The organism is Streptomyces sp. CAI-85 (genome assembly GCF_013363615.1).
GTDB lineage: Bacteria > Actinomycetota > Actinomycetes > Streptomycetales > Streptomycetaceae > Streptomyces > Streptomyces antibioticus_B.
Genome location: NZ_JAANNX010000017.1, coordinates 58,962 through 76,155 on the forward strand (window position 1 = coordinate 58,962; position 17,194 = coordinate 76,155).

A 17,194-nucleotide genomic window follows, 5' to 3' on the forward strand; every position below is an offset into this window, starting at 1 on the left:
GACCCACCGCACGACGATCCGAGAGGCTGACCACACCGTGACCGCGACCGACCACGACGCCGACGACCTCCTCGCCCGCGCCCGCACCTGGCTCGCCGAGGACCCGGACCCGGACACCCGCGAGGAACTCGCCCGTCTCCTCGACGCCGGCGACGTCAAGGAACTCGCCGACCGGTTCGCCGGCACCCTCCAGTTCGGCACCGCGGGTCTGCGCGGCGAACTGGGCGCGGGCCCGATGCGCATGAACCGCACGGTGGTCGTCCGCGCCGCCGCCGGCCTCGCCGCGTACCTCAGGGGCAAGGGGCAGCAGGGCGGTCTCGTCGTCATCGGCTACGACGCCCGCCACAAGTCGGCGGACTTCGCCCGCGACACGGCCGCCGTGATGACGGGCGCCGGGCTGCGCGCCGCGGTGCTGCCCCGCCCGCTGCCCACCCCGGTCCTCGCCTTCGCCATAAGGCACCTGGGCGCGGTGGCGGGCGTCGAGGTCACCGCCAGCCACAACCCCCCGCGGGACAACGGCTACAAGGTGTACCTGGGCGACGGCTCGCAGATCGTGCCGCCCGCGGACGCGGAGATCGCCGCCGAGATCGCCGCCGTACGGTCGCTGACGGACGTACCGCGTCCGGACGGCGGCTGGGAGACCCTGGACGACGCCGTCCTGGACGCCTATCTGGCCCGCACGGACGCCGTCCTCGCGGCGGGCTCGCCGCGCACGGCCCGTACCGTCTACACGGCGATGCACGGCGTCGGCAAGGACGTCCTGCTCGCCGCGTTCGCGCGGGCCGGTTTCCCGGAGCCCGTGCTCGTCGCCGAACAGGCCGAACCGGACCCGGAGTTCCCGACGGTCTCCTTCCCCAACCCGGAGGAGCCCGGCGCGATGGACCTGGCCTTCGCGAAGGCCGCCGAGACGGACCCGGACCTCGTGATCGCCAACGACCCGGACGCCGACCGCTGCGCGGTGGCCGTCAAGGGCCGCGACGGCGCCTGGCGGATGCTCCGCGGCGACGAGGTCGGCTCGCTGCTCGCCGCGCACCTGGTCGCCCGCGGCGCGCGCGGCACCTTCGCCGAGTCGATCGTCTCCTCGTCCCTGCTCGGCCGGATCGCCGAGAAGGCGGGTCTGCCGTACGAGGAGACCCTCACCGGCTTCAAGTGGATCGCCCGCGTGGAGGGCCTGCGCTACGGCTACGAGGAGGCCCTCGGCTACTGCGTGGACCCGGAGGGCGTCCGCGACAAGGACGGCATCACCGCCGCCCTGCTGATCACCGAGCTGGCGTCGGAGCTGAAGGAGCGGGGGCGGACCCTGCTCGACCTGCTGGACGACCTCGCCGTGGAGCACGGGCTGCACGCCACCGACCAGTTGTCGGTGCGGGTGCAGGACCTGACGGTCATCGCCCGTGCCATGGAACGCCTGCGCACGAACCCGCCGACCTCGCTCGGCGGCCTCGCGGTCACCCGCGCCGAGGACCTCACCCGCGGCACGGAGACCCTCCCGCCCACGGACGGCCTGCGCTACACCCTCGACGGCGCCCGCGTCATCGTCCGCCCGAGCGGCACGGAACCCAAGCTGAAGTGCTACCTGGAGGCCGTGATCCCGGCCCCCACCCACGATTCCCTCCCGTCCGCCCACACCAAGGCGACGGCCCTACTGGCAGCGATCAAGCGAGACCTGTCGGCAGCAGCGGGCATCTGAACGACGACACGACCGGGGGTCACGGCAGGACGACAAGGCCGCGGCCCCCACGGCGGGTTGCTCAGTTTCACCAGGGGCACGGCAGGAACAACACCGCCGTGCCCCCACCCGTGGATGACTCAACTCCACGGACGCAGCCCTGGGCCCCTTCACATCACCGCGCCCGAACGGGACTTCCCGACTGCCGTCGCCATCCGAGCGGCGCCCTCGCCGGGCGGGCGCGACAACACCCCGACCGGCCACACCGCCCCGGATCGCCGCCAGGCGCGGCCCCGGAGTCCGGCCACACCGCCGCGGCCGAACGGCTCGCCGCAACCAAGCCGGATCTGTCAGCGACCGCCGCTGTCCGAGCAGCGGCACCGCCAGAGGTCACGGCAAGAACAGCACCGCCGCAGCCCCCGCCGCCGCGATCAGCACCCCGAGCGGCCACACCGCACGTCCCCGTCGGGCCGGGGTGCTCAGTTCCGTCGGGCGCAACTGCGGGTCGCGCCACATCGCCGTGATCTCGGCCGCCGTTCGCTCGTACGGGTGTACCAGGCCGATGCGGTGTTCCAGCCAGGCCCAGCGGGGTGTGTGCACGGTCCACTCGCCGAACGACGTCCCCTCGCCGTCCACCCGTAGCTCGCCCGCCTTGGTCCGTACCGTGCGGATCTCGTCCCAGGGGAGCTGCCGGGCGCGCCGGAGGCCGTTGAACCACAGGCCCTCGCGGTCGGCGGTGACCCGCCAGGCGAGCCGGCGCGGCAGCACCAGCGCGGCCACCAGCGTCAGGCCGAACCCGGAGATCAGTCGCCACCACCCCGCGTCCCCGGCGAGGACGGCGGCGTAGGCCAGTGCCAGCAGGCCCGTGAACCAGTCCGGCCACCCGGCCCGCCACCGCCCGGCCGGCAACGCATCCGTGCCGGTCTCGCGGCGCACCTGATCGGCGGCGGCCACGCGCCGCTCCTCCTCACGGGCCTCGCTCTGTGCCTTGCCCCGCGCGGCCGCACCGCGCCGCCGCAGGGTCCACTCGGTCACCGGCCGCACCGCTCCCACGCCCACCTCGACAACCGGCGGCTCACCGGCCCGCTCGGCGGCGGTGAGGAGCACGACCTCGGCACCGTCGTACGGCACCCCGAACAGGACGGCCTCGCGCAACGGCCCGACACGCTCGTCGCCGAAGGCATCCTCGCCGTCGCCCCCGCCGTCGACCACCCGCGTGGCGACCGTGAACAGCGGACGCACCGCGCCCTCGTCGTCGGCGGCGAAGACCTCCGTCTCGACCTCGGCGCTCTCCCGCACGAGCACCCGCAGCACCGGCACCGGCGCCCCGCGCAGCCCGGCCGCGCGGTGCCGGGTGAGGGCCGCCGCGAGCAGGACGGTCAGTCCGAGCCCGGCCAGGCACCAGCCCGCGGCCGGGGCCCCGGCACGGTCACCGGGGTCCTCCCAGACGCCGGTGGCGGCACCGACCACCCCACCGGCCGCGGTCAGCAGCAGGCCCGCCCCGAAGAGGAACCTTCCCCGCTCCAGGCGTCCGGCCACCGCCGACGGCAACACGGCGGTCACCCCGCCGGAGGCGACGAGCGCCGCCGCCCTCTGCGGCCCCCGCGCGGTCACCCGAGCCAGCGAGAGCGCCCAGGCGAGCACGACCGCCGAGCCGAGCGCCAGGCTCCGCAGCGGCGACTCCTCCCCGTACGCGAGGACGACGCCCACGGCGACCGGCGCGAGGATCCGGGCCGCCTCGGGCCGCAGCACCATCCATACGAACGGCAGCACGGCGAGCGCCGCACCCCAGGCGGGCAGCACGCCGTACTCCCCGAGCAGCCCCGCCCCGGCGACCGTCACCAGCGGCAACGCCACGAACATCGCCGGATGCGCCCGCACCGGCACCCACCGCGAGGGCAACGCCCCGGTCCACCGCCGGGCGGCCTCACCGTCCCAGGACCGACAGCCCTCGGGTATCGCCGCATCCGGCAGCCGCAGCACGCCGTCGGAACCCGTACTCATCTCTCCCCCACCCGTTCACCTGCCCCTGACCTGCTCCTTCACGGCAGGGACGCGCGCCGATGATGGCTCAGGAACGGGTGATCCACAACCCTCACCCCACGATCAGCAGAATCCCCAGCACCACCGCGCCCGCGACCGCCGGCCCCACGATCTCCCAGGCCCACCGCACGGTCACCTCGCCCTGCGCGGTCTCCTCCTTCTCGCGGGACTCCCACAGGGCGCGTACCTCGTCCATGACCTTGTCGGTCTCGGCGCGCGCCGGGCCGCCGTCCGCGGCGCTCGCGTCGGCCCCGCCGAGGCCGCCGAACCCGCCGAAGCCACCGCGGCCCCGGCCGCCGCCGCCCTTGCCCTCGCGTTCCGCCGCCTGCCGGGCGCGGGCCCTGGCCTCCTGGCGGTTCGCCTTCTTGCGGGCGCGCAGCGAGACCGGGATCGCCCAGAGCTGGTACTTGGTGCCGTCCTTGGCCACCACCTCGTTGGAGTAACCGGAGCGCAGTCCGGCGATCTCGCCCCAGGGCAGCACGATCACCCGGAACGGGTTGCGCACCCGCAGCCGGTTCTCGCCCGCGTACACGGCGGGCCGCAGGGTGAAGGCGACGACCAGCGGCACCAGCAGGATCAGCGTGGCGAGCGCCAGCCACGGGGTGCGGCCGTGGCCGGCCACGATCGCGTCGATGCCGAGCCAGCCGATGAGGCCGAGCAGCAGCACACCGCCGACGATGCCCGCGGGCGACCGGTAGATACGGTCGTTGCTCGGGGTGGCCGGGGGCCGCGGTGACTGGTCTTCCGGGGTCGTCATGGCCCCGATTCTGCCCGACGCCCTCCCGGGCCTCATCCGGGCTCCCCTGTCGGAGGCCGAAGCCGAAAAGGGACCCGGGGAGAAACCCGGGGAGAAACCCGGGGAGGAACCCGGGAGCATCCCGGGGGCTGTACACCCGCTACGCGCGTAGATATGCTCGTCTGGTGACCATGCCCACCAATGCACCCACCGCAGCTCACGCCCTCACGGACGTCACCTCGTCCGCCAGCGCGCTGCGCCGCTTCCTCCACGGGCTGCCCGGCGTCGACGCGGTCGGCCTGGAGGCACGCGCCGCGTCGCTCGGCACCCGTTCCATCAAGACGACCGCGAAGGCGTACGCCATCGACCTCGCCATCTCGATGGTCGACCTGACGACGCTGGAAGGCGCGGACACCCCGGGCAAGGTCCGGGCGCTCGGCGCGAAGGCGGTCCTCCCCGACCCGACCGACCGGACGGCCCCCGCCACGGCCGCCGTCTGCGTCTACCCCGACATGGTGGCCGTGGCCAAGCAGGCCGTCGCCGGCTCCACCGTGAAGGTCGCCTCCGTCGCCACCGCCTTCCCGGCCGGCCGTGCCGCCCTCCCCGTCAAGCTGGCGGACGTGCGCGACGCGGTTGCGGCGGGCGCCGACGAGATCGACATGGTCATCGACCGCGGGGCGTTCCTCGCGGGCGACTACCTGAAGGTGTACGACGAGATCGTCGCCGTGAAGGAGGTCGCGGGCGCGGCCCGGCTGAAGGTCATCTTCGAGACCGGCGAGCTGTCGACGTACGACAACATCCGGCGCGCGAGCTGGCTCGGCATGCTCGCGGGCGCCGACTTCATCAAGACGTCGACCGGCAAGGTGGCCGTCAACGCCACCCCGGCCAACACCCTCCTCATGCTGGAGGCCGTGCGCGACTTCCGCGCCCAGACCGGCGTCCAGGTCGGCGTGAAGCCCGCCGGCGGCATCCGTACCAGCAAGGACGCGATCAAGTTCCTGGTGCTGGTCAACGAGACCGCGGGCGAGGACTGGCTGGACAACCACTGGTTCCGCTTCGGCGCCTCCTCGCTCCTGAACGATCTGCTGATGCAGCGTCAGAAGCTGGCCACCGGCCGCTACTCCGGCCCCGACTACGTGACGGTGGACTGATCACCATGGCATCCGCATTCGAGTACGCACCGGCGCCCGAGTCCCGCTCGGTCGTCGACATCGCCCCCTCCTACGGCCTGTTCATCGACGGCGAGTTCACCGAGGCCGCCGACGGCAAGGTCTTCAAGACGGTCTCGCCGTCCACCGAGGAGGTCCTCTCCGAGATCGCCCAGGCGGGCGAGGCGGACGTCGACCGCGCGGTGAAGGCGGCCCGCAAGGCGTTCGAGAAGTGGTCGGCGCTGCCCGGCTCCGAGCGCGCCAAGTACCTGTTCCGCATCGCCCGGATCATCCAGGAGCGCAGCCGCGAACTCGCCGTCCTGGAAACCCTCGACAACGGCAAGCCGATCAAGGAGACCCGCGACGCGGACCTCCCGCTGGTCGCCGCGCACTTCTTCTACTACGCGGGCTGGGCCGACAAGCTCGGCCACGCCGGCTTCGGCGCGGACCCGCGTCCGCTCGGTGTGGCGGGCCAGGTCATCCCGTGGAACTTCCCGCTGCTGATGCTGGCGTGGAAGATCGCCCCGGCCCTCGCCACCGGCAACACGGTCGTGCTGAAGCCGGCCGAGACGACCCCGCTGTCCGCGCTGTTCTTCGCGGACGTCTGCCGCCAGGCGGGCCTGCCCCGCGGTGTCGTCAACATCCTGCCGGGCTACGGCGACGCGGGCGCGGCGCTGGTCGCGCACCCCGACGTGAACAAGGTGGCCTTCACCGGCTCCACGGCCGTCGGCAAGGAGATCGCGCGCACGGTCGCGGGCTCGCACAAGAAGCTCACGCTCGAACTGGGCGGCAAGGGCGCCAACATCGTCTTCGACGACGCCCCGATCGACCAGGCCGTCGAGGGCATCGTCAACGGCATCTTCTTCAACCAGGGCCAGGTCTGCTGCGCGGGCTCCCGTCTGCTGGTCCAGGAGTCGGTCCAGGAGGAGCTGCTGGACTCGTTGAAGCGCCGCCTCTCCACGCTCCGCCTCGGCGACCCGCTGGACAAGAACACGGACATCGGCGCGATCAACTCCGAGGAGCAGCTCTCCCGGATCACCTCGCTCGTCGAGCGGGGCGAGGCCGAGGGCGCCGAGCGCTGGTCCCCGGCCTGTGAACTGCCGGAGGCGGGCTACTGGTTCGCGCCGACGCTGTTCACCAACGTCACCCAGGCCCACACCGTCGCCCGGGACGAGATCTTCGGCCCGGTCCTGTCGGTCCTCACCTTCCGCACCCCGGACGAGGCCGTCGCCAAGGCCAACAACACGCCGTACGGCCTGTCGGCGGGCATCTGGACGGAGAAGGGCTCCCGCATCCTCGCGGTGGCGAACAAGCTCCGGGCCGGTGTCGTCTGGTCCAACACGTTCAACAAGTTCGACCCGACCTCGCCGTTCGGCGGATACAAGGAGTCGGGCTTCGGCCGCGAGGGCGGCCGCCACGGCCTGGAGGCGTACCTCGATGTCTGACCGCACCAACGAGCGTCTGAGCGTCTTCAAGACCTACAAGCTGTACGTCGGCGGGAAGTTCCCGCGTTCCGAGAGCGGCCGGGTGTACGAAGTGACGGACCCGAAGGGCAAGTGGCTGGCCAACGCCCCGCAGTCGAGCCGTAAGGACGCCCGGGACGCGGTGGTCGCGGCCCGCAAGGCGTTCGGCGGCTGGTCCGGGGCGACCGCCTACAACCGGGGCCAGGTGCTCTACCGCGTCGCCGAGATGCTGGAGGGCCGCCGGGACCAGTTCACGCGCGAAGTGGCCGACGCCGAGGGCCTGTCGAAGTCGAAGGCGGCCGCGCTGGTCGACGCGACGATCGACCGCTGGGTCTGGTACGCGGGCTGGACCGACAAGATCGCCCAGGTGGTGGGCGGCGGAAACCCGGTCGCGGGCCCGTACTTCAACCTGTCCTCGCCCGAACCGACCGGTGTGGTCGCCGTGGTGGCACCGCAGGAGTCGTCCTTCCTGGGCCTGGTCAGCGTGGTCGCCCCGGTGATCGCCACCGGCAACACGGCGGTCGTGATCGCCAGCGAGAAGGCCCCGCTGCCCGCGCTCTCCCTGGGCGAGGTGCTCGCCACCTCCGACGTCCCCGGCGGTGTCGTCAACGTCCTGTCCGGCCGTACGGCGGAGATCGCGGCGCCGCTCGCCTCCCACCAGGACGTCAACGCGATCGACCTCGCGGGCGCCGACGAGGTGCTGGCGAAGGAGCTGGAGATCGCGGCGGCCGACAACCTCAAGCGCGTGCTCCGTCCACAGCCTGTGGATTACGCGCTCACCCCGGGCACCGACCGCCTGACGGCCTTCCTGGAGACCAAGACGGTCTGGCACCCCACGGGTTCCCTGGGCGCGTCCGGCTCGGCGTACTAGCCGCCGCCCCCGGGCATGAACGAGCCGCGCCGCCCCTCCGTCCGGGGGCGGCGCGGCTTCCTGTGCGGACCGGGTCAGCCGAGCACCTTGGCCACGTCCCCCACCAGCGGGAGCGTGCCGACCGACTGTGCCTGCGCCACCGGGCCGGTGAGTGCCTGGGACGTCAGCGGCTGGAAGTCGGCGAGCTGGGTGCCGACGCCGTTGTCGAGGGGGTCGACGCCCGTGCCCGCGAGGGGGTTGGGCTTGAGGGCGGAGACGGCGCCGGTGACGTACGGCAGCGCGCCGAGGGTTCCCTGGACGCCGGAGGCGGCGTCGAGGGAGCCGACGGGGAGGGGCGCGTCGGCGGCCGCCGAGGCCGATCCGGCACCGACGCCCAGCGCCACCCCGGCGGTCGCGAGGGCGGCGAGCGCACGCCGGCCGGTGAGGTTCTTCGGGGATGCGTGTCGGGCCATCGATGCCACCTTCTGCTGCGCAAGGTAATCCGGTCGACACGAAGGGTAGTTGAGGTGTGACGCGCGCTTCAAAGCCGACCCGCGGGGTCGTGAGGGGCCCGGCGGATGCCGCACACTGGTGTCCCGTGACCTCCCTGCCGCCCATACCCACGCGAGTCGTGCTGCTCTGCGGCCCTTCCGGCTCCGGCAAGTCCCTCCTCGCCGCCCGCTCCGGCCTGCCCGTGCTGCGGCTCGACGACTTCTACAAGGAGGGCGACGACCCGACGCTGCCGCTGGTCGCCGGGAGCACCGACATCGACTGGGACCACCCGGACTCCTGGGACGCGGAGACGGCCGTCGCCGCGATCGTCGAGCTGTGCGGCACGGGCCGTACGGACATCCCCGTGTACGACCTCTCGCTGAGCGCGCGGACCGGCACGGAGGCGGTCGAGTTCGGGGCGGTCCCGCTGTTCATCGCGGAGGGCATCTTCGCGGCGGAGATCGTCGAGCGCTGCCGTGCACTGGGCGTGCTGGCCGACGCGCTGTGTCTGAGCCGGGGTCCGGTGACGACGTTCCGCCGGCGTTTCCTGCGCGATCTGCGCGAGGGCCGCAAGTCGGTGCCGTTCCTGGTGCGCCGCGGCTGGCGGCTGATGCGCGCCGAGCGGTCCATCGTGGCCCGGCAGACGGCGCTCGGCGCGTACGCCTGCGACCGGGACGAGGCGCTGGACCGGCTGGCGGCCGCGGCGGGCACCTCCGAACCGGACACCTCCGCACCGGGCACCACCGAACCGGCGGCCCGCACCGCGGCGTAGAGCTTCGTAAAAACGAGTGCGGGACTGGACGGACCCCCCGGCCCTCCAGTCCCGCGTCCCCCGCTCCCCCGTGCTCCCCGGATCCCCCCGGATCCGAGGATGGTGCTTCCCCAAGTGGTGCGGTACCGCTCCCCCACGTCCCCCGTCGGGTCCCCCCGGTACCGCTCCCCCGTTACCCCCCGTGTCCCCCGTTCACCGGCTTCCCTGAGCGAAGCCGGGTCCCTCCCCCGTGACCCTCAGGCGACCAGCTCCCCGAAGGCGTCCTCCTCGTCACGGCCGAAGCTGAGGACCTCGTCCTCGCGCAGCCGGCGGAGCGACCGCCAGATGCTGGACTTCACCGTGCCGACACTGATGTCGAGGATCTCCGCGATCTCCGGGTCGGTGCGGCCCTCGTAGTAGCGCAGGACCAGCATCGTCCGCTGGAGTTCGGGCAGCCGGGCCAGCGCCTGCCACAGGACCGCGCGCAGTTCGGTGCCACGCATCGCGTCCGTGTCGCCGGCCGTCTCCGGCAGTTCCTCGGTCGGGTACTCGTTCAGCTTGCGGCGGCGCCACGCGCTGATGTGCAGATTGGTCATCGTCCGGCGGAGGTATCCGCCGACCGCGGCCTTGTCGCTGATCCGCTCCCAGGCCCGGTACGTCGAGAACAGCGCGCTCTGGAGCAGGTCCTCGGCCTCGAAGCGGTCGCCGGTGAGGTGGTAGGCGGTGGCGTACAGGGAGGCGCGGCGCTCCTGGACGTAGGCGGTGAACTCCGCCTCGGTCAGCGAGCGACGCTCCCCCGTGTCCTCCCTGTACGCGGCTCCCCCGTGAGCCGCCGTCTCCCCCGATTCGACGACCGTCATGAACCCGGTGTGCTGACGCCCGGTGTTGCGAGCGCACCCCCGCCCGCTCACAACACCGGACTTCTCTGAACCCCGGTGGACGTCGTGCAGGCGCGTGATCACTGCGCTGGTGTTCAGGCCGTGCAGCTTGTTCATCTCGCGCCCCCCGTCGTGGACTTACCGGTGTTCGGTCTGTGCTTCGGCCCGGCGTTCGTGGTGCTGCCTTGCCTGTGCCGAAAAGCTTGCCCACGCCAGTTCATGGCGGTGTCCGCCGACTGTCACAGACCTGTCACAGGGGTCTGTCACCGTCACACCGCGGTCGTCGCACAGACGTCGCCGGCGGGGTCCGCGGTTCTCCCCGAACACCCCTGCGAACGGGGTCCCGCGCAAGACCGGTGCCCCACGGGTCGAACGACAGCCCCCTCATGGGCCAGAATGAGCCCGTGCCTTCCCTGTTGCTGATCGAGGACGACGACGCCATCCGTACGGCCCTGGAGCTCTCACTGACGCGCCAGGGGCACCGTGTGGCGACCGCTGCGAGCGGTGAGGACGGTCTGAAGCTCCTGCGCGAGCAACGACCGGACCTGATCGTTCTGGATGTGATGCTGCCCGGGATCGACGGCTTCGAGGTGTGCCGGCGTATCCGGCGCACCGACCAGTTGCCGATCATCCTGCTGACCGCGCGGAGTGATGACATCGACGTCGTGGTCGGACTGGAGTCCGGCGCCGACGACTACGTCGTCAAACCCGTCCAGGGGCGGGTCCTCGACGCGCGGATCCGGGCCGTGCTGCGGCGCGGCGAGCGCGAGTCGACCGACGCGGCGACCTTCGGCAGCCTGGTCATCGACCGGGCGGCGATGACCGTCACGAAGAACGGCGAGGACCTCCAGCTCACCCCGACCGAGCTGCGGCTGCTGCTCGAACTGAGCCGGCGGCCCGGTCAGGCGCTCTCCCGGCAGCAGTTGCTGCGGCTGGTCTGGGAGCACGACTACCTGGGCGACTCCCGGCTGGTGGACGCCTGTGTCCAGCGGCTGCGCGCCAAGGTCGAGGACGTGCCGTCGTCCCCCACGCTGATCCGCACCGTGCGCGGCGTCGGCTACCGCCTGGACGCCCCTCAGTGACCGAACGGCACGGGGGGTTCCGCGGCTGGACCGCGGGGCGCAAGGGGAAGCTGTCACGGCTGCGTTTCACCAGCCTGCGACTGCGGCTGGTGATGGTCTTCGGGGCCGTGGCGCTGACCGCGGCGGTGTCCGCCTCGGGCATCGCCTACTGGCTCAACCGCGAGGCCGTGCTCACCCGTACCCAGGGGGCGGTGCTGCGCGACTTCGAGCAGGAGATGCAGAACCGGGCGGGTTCGCTGCCCGAGCATCCCTCGCAGGACGAACTGCTGCACACCGCCGGGCAGATGGCCAACAGCAGCCAGCGCTTCAGCGTGCTGCTGGTCGGCGCGGACGTCACCGGCCGGACCGTGTACGGCAGTTCGGGCGGGCTGAACGGCTTCTCGCTGGAGGACGTGCCCGCCTCGCTGCGCACCGCGGTGAACAAACAGCAGGACGGCGGCGACAGTTCGCCGTACCACGTGTACTGGCAGCGGGTCGTGGACGACGGGACGCCGTATCTGGTGGCCGGGACGAAGGTGATCGGGGGCGGGCCGACCGGGTACATGCGCAAGTCGCTGGAGCCGGAGGCCAAGGACCTCAACTCGCTGGCCTGGTCGCTGGGGATCGCCACCGGGCTCGCGCTGATCGGGGCCGCGCTGCTCGCGCAGGCCGCCGCCACGACCGTACTGAAGCCGGTGCACCGGCTCGGGGTCGCGGCGCGGCGGCTGGGCGAGGGGCGGCTCGACACCCGGCTGCGGGTCTCGGGGACGGACGAACTCGCCGATCTGTCACGGACGTTCAACCGGACGGCGGAGGCGCTGGAGAAGCGGGTCGCCGACATGGCGAGCCGGGACGAGGCGTCGCGGCGGTTCGTCGCCGACATGTCGCACGAGCTGCGCACGCCGCTGACCGCGATCACCGCCGTCACGGAGGTGCTGGAGGAGGAGCTGGACGCCGAGTCGGGCAGCATCGACCCGATGATCGAGCCGGCCGTGCGGCTGGTGGTCAGCGAGACCCGGCGGCTCAACAACCTGGTCGAGAACCTCATGGAGGTGACCCGCTTCGACGCGGGGACGGCCCGGCTGGTCCTGGACGACGTCGACGTGGCCGACCAGATCACCGCCTGCATCGACGCGCGCGCCTGGCTGGACGCGGTGGACCTGGACGCCGAGCGCGGCATCCACGCCCAGCTCGATCCGCGCCGGCTGGACGTGATCATGGCCAACCTGATCGGCAACGCGCTCAAGCACGGCGGTTCGCCGGTGCGGGTGTCGGTGACGGCGGCGCGCGACGAGGTCGTCATCGCGGTGCGCGACCACGGGCCCGGCATCCCGGAGGAGGTGCTGCCGCACGTCTTCGACCGGTTCTACAAGGCGAGCGCCTCCCGCCCGCGCTCCGAGGGCAGCGGGCTCGGCCTGTCCATCGCGCTGGAGAACGCCCACATCCACGGCGGCGAGATCACGGCCGCCAACTCCCCCGAGGGCGGCGCGGTGTTCACCTTGCGGCTGCCCCAGGACGCCTCCGATCCGGACGATCCGGATGATCCGGACGAGGCGGTCGATCCAGGGGATCCGGGTGAACCCGGCGAGACGGCCGCGCGTTCCGTGCCGGACGAGGAGAAGGCTCGATGAGGGTACGGGGACTGTTCGCGCTGCCGCTGCTGGCGGCGCTGCTCGCCGGCTGCGGGATACGGGCGACCGAGGTGCCCACCGACTTCGGGCCCGCGCCCTCCCGGGTGCGCTGCTCGCTCGCCGAGCCGGACATCACGACCCAGGCCGCGCCCGGGGTGCCGGTGCAGGTGTTCCTGCTGTGCGGCTCGTCGCTGGTGGCCGTCGACCGGGCGGTCCGGGTGACGGCCGGTCCCGCGGACGCGGAGCGGCGCGCGCTGGTGGCGCAGGGCCTGCTGGACCAGCTCGCGGAGTCGCCGACGGCCGCCGAGAAGGAGGCCGGGTACACGACGGACGTGCGCGGCGGCATGACGGTGGACGGCCCCGGCCCCGGCGACCCCGACGACGCGCTGCGGCTGAGCACCCCGCCGAACAGCCTGACCTCGTACGCGCTGGCCCAGGTGGTGTGCACGTTCTCCGACTCGGCGGCGGCCGAGGGCGACGGCTCGGTCATCCTGGGCGGCCCCGGCACGGACCCGCTCCGCCGCTACGAATGCACGGACGAGGTCCGCTCCCGCCCGGGCAGCGCGGAACCCCCGTCCTCCGAGGTCACGAACGACGCCTGACCGTCACCGGCGAGCCCACTCATAAAGGAGCACCGAACCGCCCAGGCGGACCGGCGGGGCCGCCTTCCCGACACATGGGCAAGGACCGCGTTTCCCTGAAGCGCCGACGCAGGCCGCTTCCCCGCGCGCGGAAAAGCACCGATCCGCCCCGGCACACCGGCGAAGGCCGCCTCCTCCTGCGCACGCGGATGAGGCCGGTCGCGCCCCCGGGCACAGGTGCGCCTGCGGCACCGTCCGGTGCACGGGCCGGGCTCCGCCCGCGTCGCGCACGGCACATGTGCGCCTGCCGCACCGTCCGGTGCGCAAGCCGGGCTCCGCCCGCATCGGGCACCCGTGGGGCGGAGGATTCGTCCCGATGTTCCGTGGGTCGTCGGAACCGAAGGTGCCGGGGGGTGCGTCTTGGGGGGCGTGCAGCGTCAAGGCTCCATCGGCGGCAGCGCCGCGATCCGTCTCCGTGCGACCGGGATTCTCCTCCTGGCCGCCCACCTCGCGTTCGTCGCCTGGTGCACGCTGCGCCCGCTCGACGTGCCGTGGGTGAGACCCGGCAATCTGCACCCCTTCGACGGGATCCGCGCCGACCTCCGGCTCGGTGGGCCCGAGGCGGCCCGGCGGATCGGTGAGGGGCTGGCGCTGCTGGCCCCGCTGGGTGTGCTGCTGCCGCTGGCGCACGGCCGGCTCCGGGTGTCGCCGTGGGCGTCCCTGCTCCGTACCGTCGCGGCGGGCGCCCTGATCTCGCTGGCCATCGAGCTGCTCCAAACCGGCGTGCCGGGGCGGGTCGTGGACGTGGACTCGCTGCTGCTGAACACCCTGGGCGTGGCGCTGGCGCACGCCGCGGTGGTGCCGGCGGCCCGGACCTGGCTGCGCCGCAAGAACGAGCGGCACGGGCGCGCGGCGGTCCGCACGGAGGAGGGGGCTCAGGGTCGGACCCCGAGGATTCCCAGGGTCGGGATCGCCCCCTAGAGCGACGCTTCCTCCCCTTTGTCTCCGTAGGGTCGAAGACAGACGGGGCCGCCGGAAGGGCCGCCTCGCACCGACGCCCGAGGGAGCCGCAGATGTCCAGCCTCGTCCGCCCCACGCAGGGCCGCATGATCGGCGGAGTGTGTGCCGCGCTGGCCCGGCGCTTCGGCACCTCCGACACCACGATGCGCGTGATCTTCCTGCTCTCCTGCCTGCTGCCCGGACCGCAGTTCCTGCTCTACATAGCGCTGTGGATCCTGCTGCCCGCGGAGGGGAAGGCGCGCACGACGGCCTGGTGACGGCCGTCCGTACGCCGCGGGGCGCCTTCCGTCACAGGGGGGCGCCCCGTCGGCGTGTGCTGCGGGAGAGCGTCAGCCCAGCGGGATGCCGTTCAGGGGCAGACCGTGCGTGGGCAGGCCCTGGCCGACCGGGAGACCGCCGAGGAGACCGGCGACGGGCTGCGTGGGGCCCTGGGCGAGCGCCTGCTGGGCGGCCGGCTGCACGGCGGCGACACCCGTGGCGAGCGCGGGCTGCGCCTGCTCCAGCTTGGCCTGCCCCAGCACCTTGCCGGCGCCTGGCAGCAGCTTGCCGACGTTCTCGACGGGCTGGGTGACCGGGCCCAGGGCCTGCGTGGCGTCGGGGAGCGCCGGGGCGGCGTTCGCGGCGCCCGCGCCGGCGGCGGCGAAGGCGGCACCGAGGGCGGCGACGCCGAGGGTCTTGGCAGCAGACTGCTTCATGATGAGCGTCCTCGAATGGGATACGGGAACCGAGCGGTCCACGACCGTAATCACGGGACGGGGGACGCCGCAAACATCGAAATGCGGACGGATGGTGAACGTCCGTCCGCATTCCGCGCCGGGAAAATGCCCTGCTCAGTCGCCCGCGGCCACAGAACCGCTGGTGGAAGCGGTCTGCTGGAACAGCCATTCGGACTTCAGCTCGGCATATCCGGGCTTGATCACGTCATTGATCATGGCGAGTCGTTCATCGAAAGGAATGAATGCTGACTTCATAGCATTGACCGAGAACCATTGCATGTCGTCGAGCGTGTAACCGAACGCGTCGACCAGGTGCTCGAATTCACGGCTCATGCTGGTGCCGGACATCAGCCGGTTGTCGGTGTTGACCGTGGCCCGGAAGTGCAGCCGCCGCAGCAGACCGATCGGGTGCTCGGCGTAGGAGGCGGCCGCGCCGGTCTGGAGGTTGGAGGAGGGGCACAGCTCCAGCGGGATCCGCTTGTCGCGGACGTAGGAGGCGAGCCGGCCGAGCGTGACCGAGCCGTCCTGCGCGACCTCGATGTCGTCGATGATGCGCACCCCGTGCCCGAGCCGGTCGGCGCCGCACCACTGGAGGGCCTGCCAGATGGACGGCAGCCCGAACGCCTCGCCGGCGTGGATGGTGAAGTGGTTGTTCTCCCGCTTCAGATACTCGAAGGCGTCGAGGTGCCGGGTGGGCGGGAAGCCCGCCTCCGCGCCCGCGATGTCGAAGCCAACGACCCCGAGGTCCCGGTAGCGGTTGGCGAGTTCGGCGATCTCCAGGGCGCGGGCGGCGTGCCGCATGGCGGTGAGCAGGGCGCCGACGCGGATCCGGTGGCCGTCGGCGCGGGCCGTGCGCTCCCCTTCGCGGAAGCCCTCGTTGACGGCCTCGACGACCTCTTCGAGGGTGAGCCCGCCTTCGAGGTGCTGCTCGGGGGCGTAGCGCACCTCGGCGTAGACGACGCCGTCCTCGGCGAGGTCCTCGGCGCACTCGCGGGCGACCCGGACGAGCGCCTCGCGGGTCTGCATCACACCGACGGTGTGCGAGAAGGTCTCCAAGTAGCGTTCCAGGGAACCGGAGTCGGCGGCCTCGCGGAACCAGATGCCGAGCTTGTCGGGGTCGGTCTCGGGGAGCCGGGAGTACCCGGTGTCCCGGGCGAGGTCGACGATCGTGCCGGGGCGCAGCCCGCCGTCGAGATGGTCGTGCAGCAGAACCTTGGGCGCCCGCCGGATCTGGTCCGCGCTCGGGGTGTGGCCCGTCTGGATGCTCTGGCTCGTCATTTCCGCACCCTAACTCCTACGCGCGTAGATCGCGCGTCGAACCACACCGTCGATACGTAACGGTGACCGCACGGACGGGTGGAGTACACCACTGCTTCTGACACTGTTCTGTCATGGCACAGCAAGCGACTCCGGCCCGAACGGCCCGGCTGGGGAAGGCACTCGGCCCCGAGCCGACGACGGTGAGCGGAGCGGTCCTGCTGCTCCCCGGCGGCGAGGAGGTCTCCGACCGCAGACCGTCCCCGCTGTGGGCGACGGCGTCCGTCCGCACCCTGGGGCGCTCCCTGGCCCGGGCGGGACAGCGGGAGGGTCTGGCCGTCCACGTCGTGCACTACCGCTACCGCGGCTGGAACGGCGGCGAGGCCCATCTCGCGGCCGACGCGGCCTGGGCGGTGGACGAGGTCGTCCGGCTGTACGGGGACGTGCCGGTGTGCCTGGCCGGGGTCGGCATGGGCGGCCGGGCCGCGCTGCGCGCCGCGGGCGGGGAGGCCGTCGACTGCGTGCTGGCGCTGGCCCCGTGGCTGCCCGCGGAGGACCCGGCCGCGGAGCCCGAGCCGGTCCGGCAGTTGGTGGGGCGGCGCGTGATGATCGTGCACGGCACCCACGACGAACGCTGCGACCCGGAGCGGTCGTTCCGGCTGGCGACCCGGGCGAAGAAGGCCAACCGGGACGTGTGCCGGTTCGAAGTGCACGCCGACGGACACGGGTTGCACCAGTACCGCGACGAAGTGCACGCCCTCGCCGCGGACTTCGTCCTGGGAGCGCTGTTCGGGCATTCCTTCGCCCGGCCGGTGGAGGACGCGCTCGCGGCCCCGCCGCCGCTGGGGCTGCGGATGCCGCTGGCGGTGGGGTTCGGCAAGTCCCTGCACCACTGAGG

At 72.7% G+C, this 17,194-nt stretch carries 17 protein-coding genes; 11 read left to right on the forward strand and 6 right to left on the reverse strand.

The features are described 5' to 3' along the window. The first annotated feature begins 37 nt into the window (after positions 1-37). Complete coding sequence (locus G6W55_RS20360) at positions 38-1,690, forward strand: phospho-sugar mutase (protein WP_175522262.1); 1,653 nt, start codon at positions 38-40, stop codon at positions 1,688-1,690. A gap of 369 nt (positions 1,691-2,059) precedes the next feature. Here the strand turns inward: G6W55_RS20360 and G6W55_RS20365 are convergent, their stop codons facing one another. Then, positions 2,060-3,673 carry a hypothetical protein gene (locus G6W55_RS20365; protein WP_175522263.1) on the reverse strand — a complete coding sequence of 538 codons (1,614 nt, stop codon included), beginning with the start codon at positions 3,671-3,673 and terminating at the stop codon, positions 2,060-2,062. Between the two features lie 91 nt (positions 3,674-3,764). Next, the gene (locus G6W55_RS20370) at positions 3,765-4,469 is read right to left on the reverse strand and encodes a PH domain-containing protein (RefSeq protein WP_175522264.1); all 705 of its coding nucleotides are present in this window, start codon (positions 4,467-4,469) and stop codon (positions 3,765-3,767) included. A gap of 170 nt (positions 4,470-4,639) precedes the next feature. Between G6W55_RS20370 and deoC the strand changes: the two genes are divergently transcribed. The 3 genes from deoC to G6W55_RS20385 are packed head-to-tail and all read left to right on the forward strand — an operon-like array spanning position 4,640 to position 7,930. Continuing rightward, complete coding sequence (deoC, locus tag G6W55_RS20375; RefSeq protein ID WP_175522316.1) at positions 4,640-5,599, forward strand: deoxyribose-phosphate aldolase; 960 nt, start codon at positions 4,640-4,642, stop codon at positions 5,597-5,599. 5 nt (positions 5,600-5,604) lie between these two features. Continuing rightward, entirely contained in the window at positions 5,605-7,041 is a 1,437-nt protein-coding gene (locus tag G6W55_RS20380; protein WP_030783386.1) for an aldehyde dehydrogenase family protein, read from the forward strand. Next, positions 7,034-7,930, forward strand: coding sequence for an aldehyde dehydrogenase (locus G6W55_RS20385; protein ID WP_175522265.1), 897 nt, complete (start codon positions 7,034-7,036; stop codon positions 7,928-7,930). Before G6W55_RS20380 ends, G6W55_RS20385 begins: the two co-directional genes overlap by 8 nt. A 74-nt stretch (positions 7,931-8,004) precedes the next feature. On the opposite strand, the gene G6W55_RS20390 is transcribed toward G6W55_RS20385, so the two are convergent. Further along, the gene (locus G6W55_RS20390; protein ID WP_175522266.1) at positions 8,005-8,382 is read right to left on the reverse strand and encodes a hypothetical protein; all 378 of its coding nucleotides are present in this window, start codon (positions 8,380-8,382) and stop codon (positions 8,005-8,007) included. A gap of 56 nt (positions 8,383-8,438) precedes the next feature. Between G6W55_RS20390 and G6W55_RS20395 the strand changes: the two genes are divergently transcribed. Further along, the gene (locus G6W55_RS20395; protein ID WP_175522267.1) at positions 8,439-9,173 is read left to right on the forward strand and encodes a uridine kinase; all 735 of its coding nucleotides are present in this window, start codon (positions 8,439-8,441) and stop codon (positions 9,171-9,173) included. A gap of 236 nt (positions 9,174-9,409) precedes the next feature. Here G6W55_RS20395 and G6W55_RS20400 read toward each other — a convergent pair whose 3' ends face one another. Beyond that, positions 9,410-10,147 carry a SigE family RNA polymerase sigma factor gene (locus tag G6W55_RS20400; RefSeq protein WP_030783373.1) on the reverse strand — a complete coding sequence of 246 codons (738 nt, stop codon included), beginning with the start codon at positions 10,145-10,147 and terminating at the stop codon, positions 9,410-9,412. Between the two features lie 287 nt (positions 10,148-10,434). Here G6W55_RS20400 and afsQ1 point away from each other — a divergent pair, with 287 nt between their 5' ends. The 5 genes from afsQ1 to G6W55_RS20425 all read left to right on the forward strand — a co-directional run bounded on the left by afsQ1 (position 10,435) and on the right by G6W55_RS20425 (position 14,580). Beyond that, positions 10,435-11,112, forward strand: coding sequence for a two-component system response regulator AfsQ1 (afsQ1, locus tag G6W55_RS20405; RefSeq protein ID WP_175522268.1), 678 nt, complete (start codon positions 10,435-10,437; stop codon positions 11,110-11,112). Further along, the gene (locus G6W55_RS20410) at positions 11,109-12,722 is read left to right on the forward strand and encodes a HAMP domain-containing sensor histidine kinase (protein ID WP_175522269.1); all 1,614 of its coding nucleotides are present in this window, start codon (positions 11,109-11,111) and stop codon (positions 12,720-12,722) included. The genes afsQ1 and G6W55_RS20410 overlap by 4 nt, the downstream gene beginning before the upstream one ends. Continuing rightward, positions 12,719-13,324: a hypothetical protein gene (locus G6W55_RS20415; protein WP_175522270.1), complete on the forward strand. Its 606-nt coding sequence runs from the start codon at positions 12,719-12,721 to the stop codon at positions 13,322-13,324. Before G6W55_RS20410 ends, G6W55_RS20415 begins: the two co-directional genes overlap by 4 nt. Positions 13,325-13,732: 408 nt before the next feature. Beyond that, on the forward strand, positions 13,733-14,284 hold the full coding sequence (locus G6W55_RS20420; protein WP_175522271.1) for a VanZ family protein: 552 nt from the start codon (positions 13,733-13,735) through the stop codon (positions 14,282-14,284). Positions 14,285-14,376: 92 nt separating this feature from the next. Continuing rightward, positions 14,377-14,580 carry a PspC domain-containing protein gene (locus G6W55_RS20425; RefSeq protein WP_175522272.1) on the forward strand — a complete coding sequence of 68 codons (204 nt, stop codon included), beginning with the start codon at positions 14,377-14,379 and terminating at the stop codon, positions 14,578-14,580. 72 nt (positions 14,581-14,652) lie between these two features. On the opposite strand, the gene G6W55_RS20430 is transcribed toward G6W55_RS20425, so the two are convergent. Both G6W55_RS20430 and G6W55_RS20435 read right to left on the reverse strand, forming a co-directional pair. Then, positions 14,653-15,018, reverse strand: a complete 366-nt coding sequence (locus G6W55_RS20430) for an ATP-binding protein (RefSeq protein WP_175522273.1) — start codon at positions 15,016-15,018, stop codon at positions 14,653-14,655. A gap of 135 nt (positions 15,019-15,153) precedes the next feature. Beyond that, on the reverse strand, positions 15,154-16,317 hold the full coding sequence (locus G6W55_RS20435; RefSeq protein WP_175522274.1) for an adenosine deaminase: 1,164 nt from the start codon (positions 16,315-16,317) through the stop codon (positions 15,154-15,156). Positions 16,318-16,430: 113 nt separating this feature from the next. On the opposite strand from G6W55_RS20435, the gene G6W55_RS20440 reads away from it, so the two are divergent. Beyond that, a complete protein-coding gene (locus G6W55_RS20440) occupies positions 16,431-17,192 on the forward strand; it encodes a prolyl oligopeptidase family serine peptidase (RefSeq protein ID WP_175522275.1) in 762 nt (253 codons plus the stop codon). Positions 17,193-17,194 lie beyond the last annotated feature (2 nt).

What these genes read in the sequence shown, in the direction of transcription:
- G6W55_RS20390 (WP_175522266.1), bottom strand. Translation starts at nt 8,382, where the DNA reads ATGGCCCGACACGCATCCCCGAAGAACCTCACCGGCCGGCGTGCGCTC.
- G6W55_RS20415 (WP_175522270.1), top strand. Translation starts at nt 12,719, where the DNA reads ATGAGGGTACGGGGACTGTTCGCGCTGCCGCTGCTGGCGGCGCTGCTC.
- G6W55_RS20435 (WP_175522274.1), bottom strand. Translation starts at nt 16,317, where the DNA reads ATGACGAGCCAGAGCATCCAGACGGGCCACACCCCGAGCGCGGACCAG.
- G6W55_RS20365 (WP_175522263.1), bottom strand. Translation starts at nt 3,673, where the DNA reads ATGAGTACGGGTTCCGACGGCGTGCTGCGGCTGCCGGATGCGGCGATA.
- G6W55_RS20400 (WP_030783373.1), bottom strand. Translation starts at nt 10,147, where the DNA reads ATGAACAAGCTGCACGGCCTGAACACCAGCGCAGTGATCACGCGCCTG.
- G6W55_RS20385 (WP_175522265.1), top strand. Translation starts at nt 7,034, where the DNA reads ATGTCTGACCGCACCAACGAGCGTCTGAGCGTCTTCAAGACCTACAAG.
- G6W55_RS20425 (WP_175522272.1), top strand. Translation starts at nt 14,377, where the DNA reads ATGTCCAGCCTCGTCCGCCCCACGCAGGGCCGCATGATCGGCGGAGTG.
- G6W55_RS20380 (WP_030783386.1), top strand. Translation starts at nt 5,605, where the DNA reads ATGGCATCCGCATTCGAGTACGCACCGGCGCCCGAGTCCCGCTCGGTC.
- G6W55_RS20370 (WP_175522264.1), bottom strand. Translation starts at nt 4,469, where the DNA reads ATGACGACCCCGGAAGACCAGTCACCGCGGCCCCCGGCCACCCCGAGC.
- G6W55_RS20430 (WP_175522273.1), bottom strand. Translation starts at nt 15,018, where the DNA reads ATGAAGCAGTCTGCTGCCAAGACCCTCGGCGTCGCCGCCCTCGGTGCC.
- deoC (WP_175522316.1), top strand. Translation starts at nt 4,640, where the DNA reads ATGCCCACCAATGCACCCACCGCAGCTCACGCCCTCACGGACGTCACC.
- G6W55_RS20440 (WP_175522275.1), top strand. Translation starts at nt 16,431, where the DNA reads ATGGCACAGCAAGCGACTCCGGCCCGAACGGCCCGGCTGGGGAAGGCA.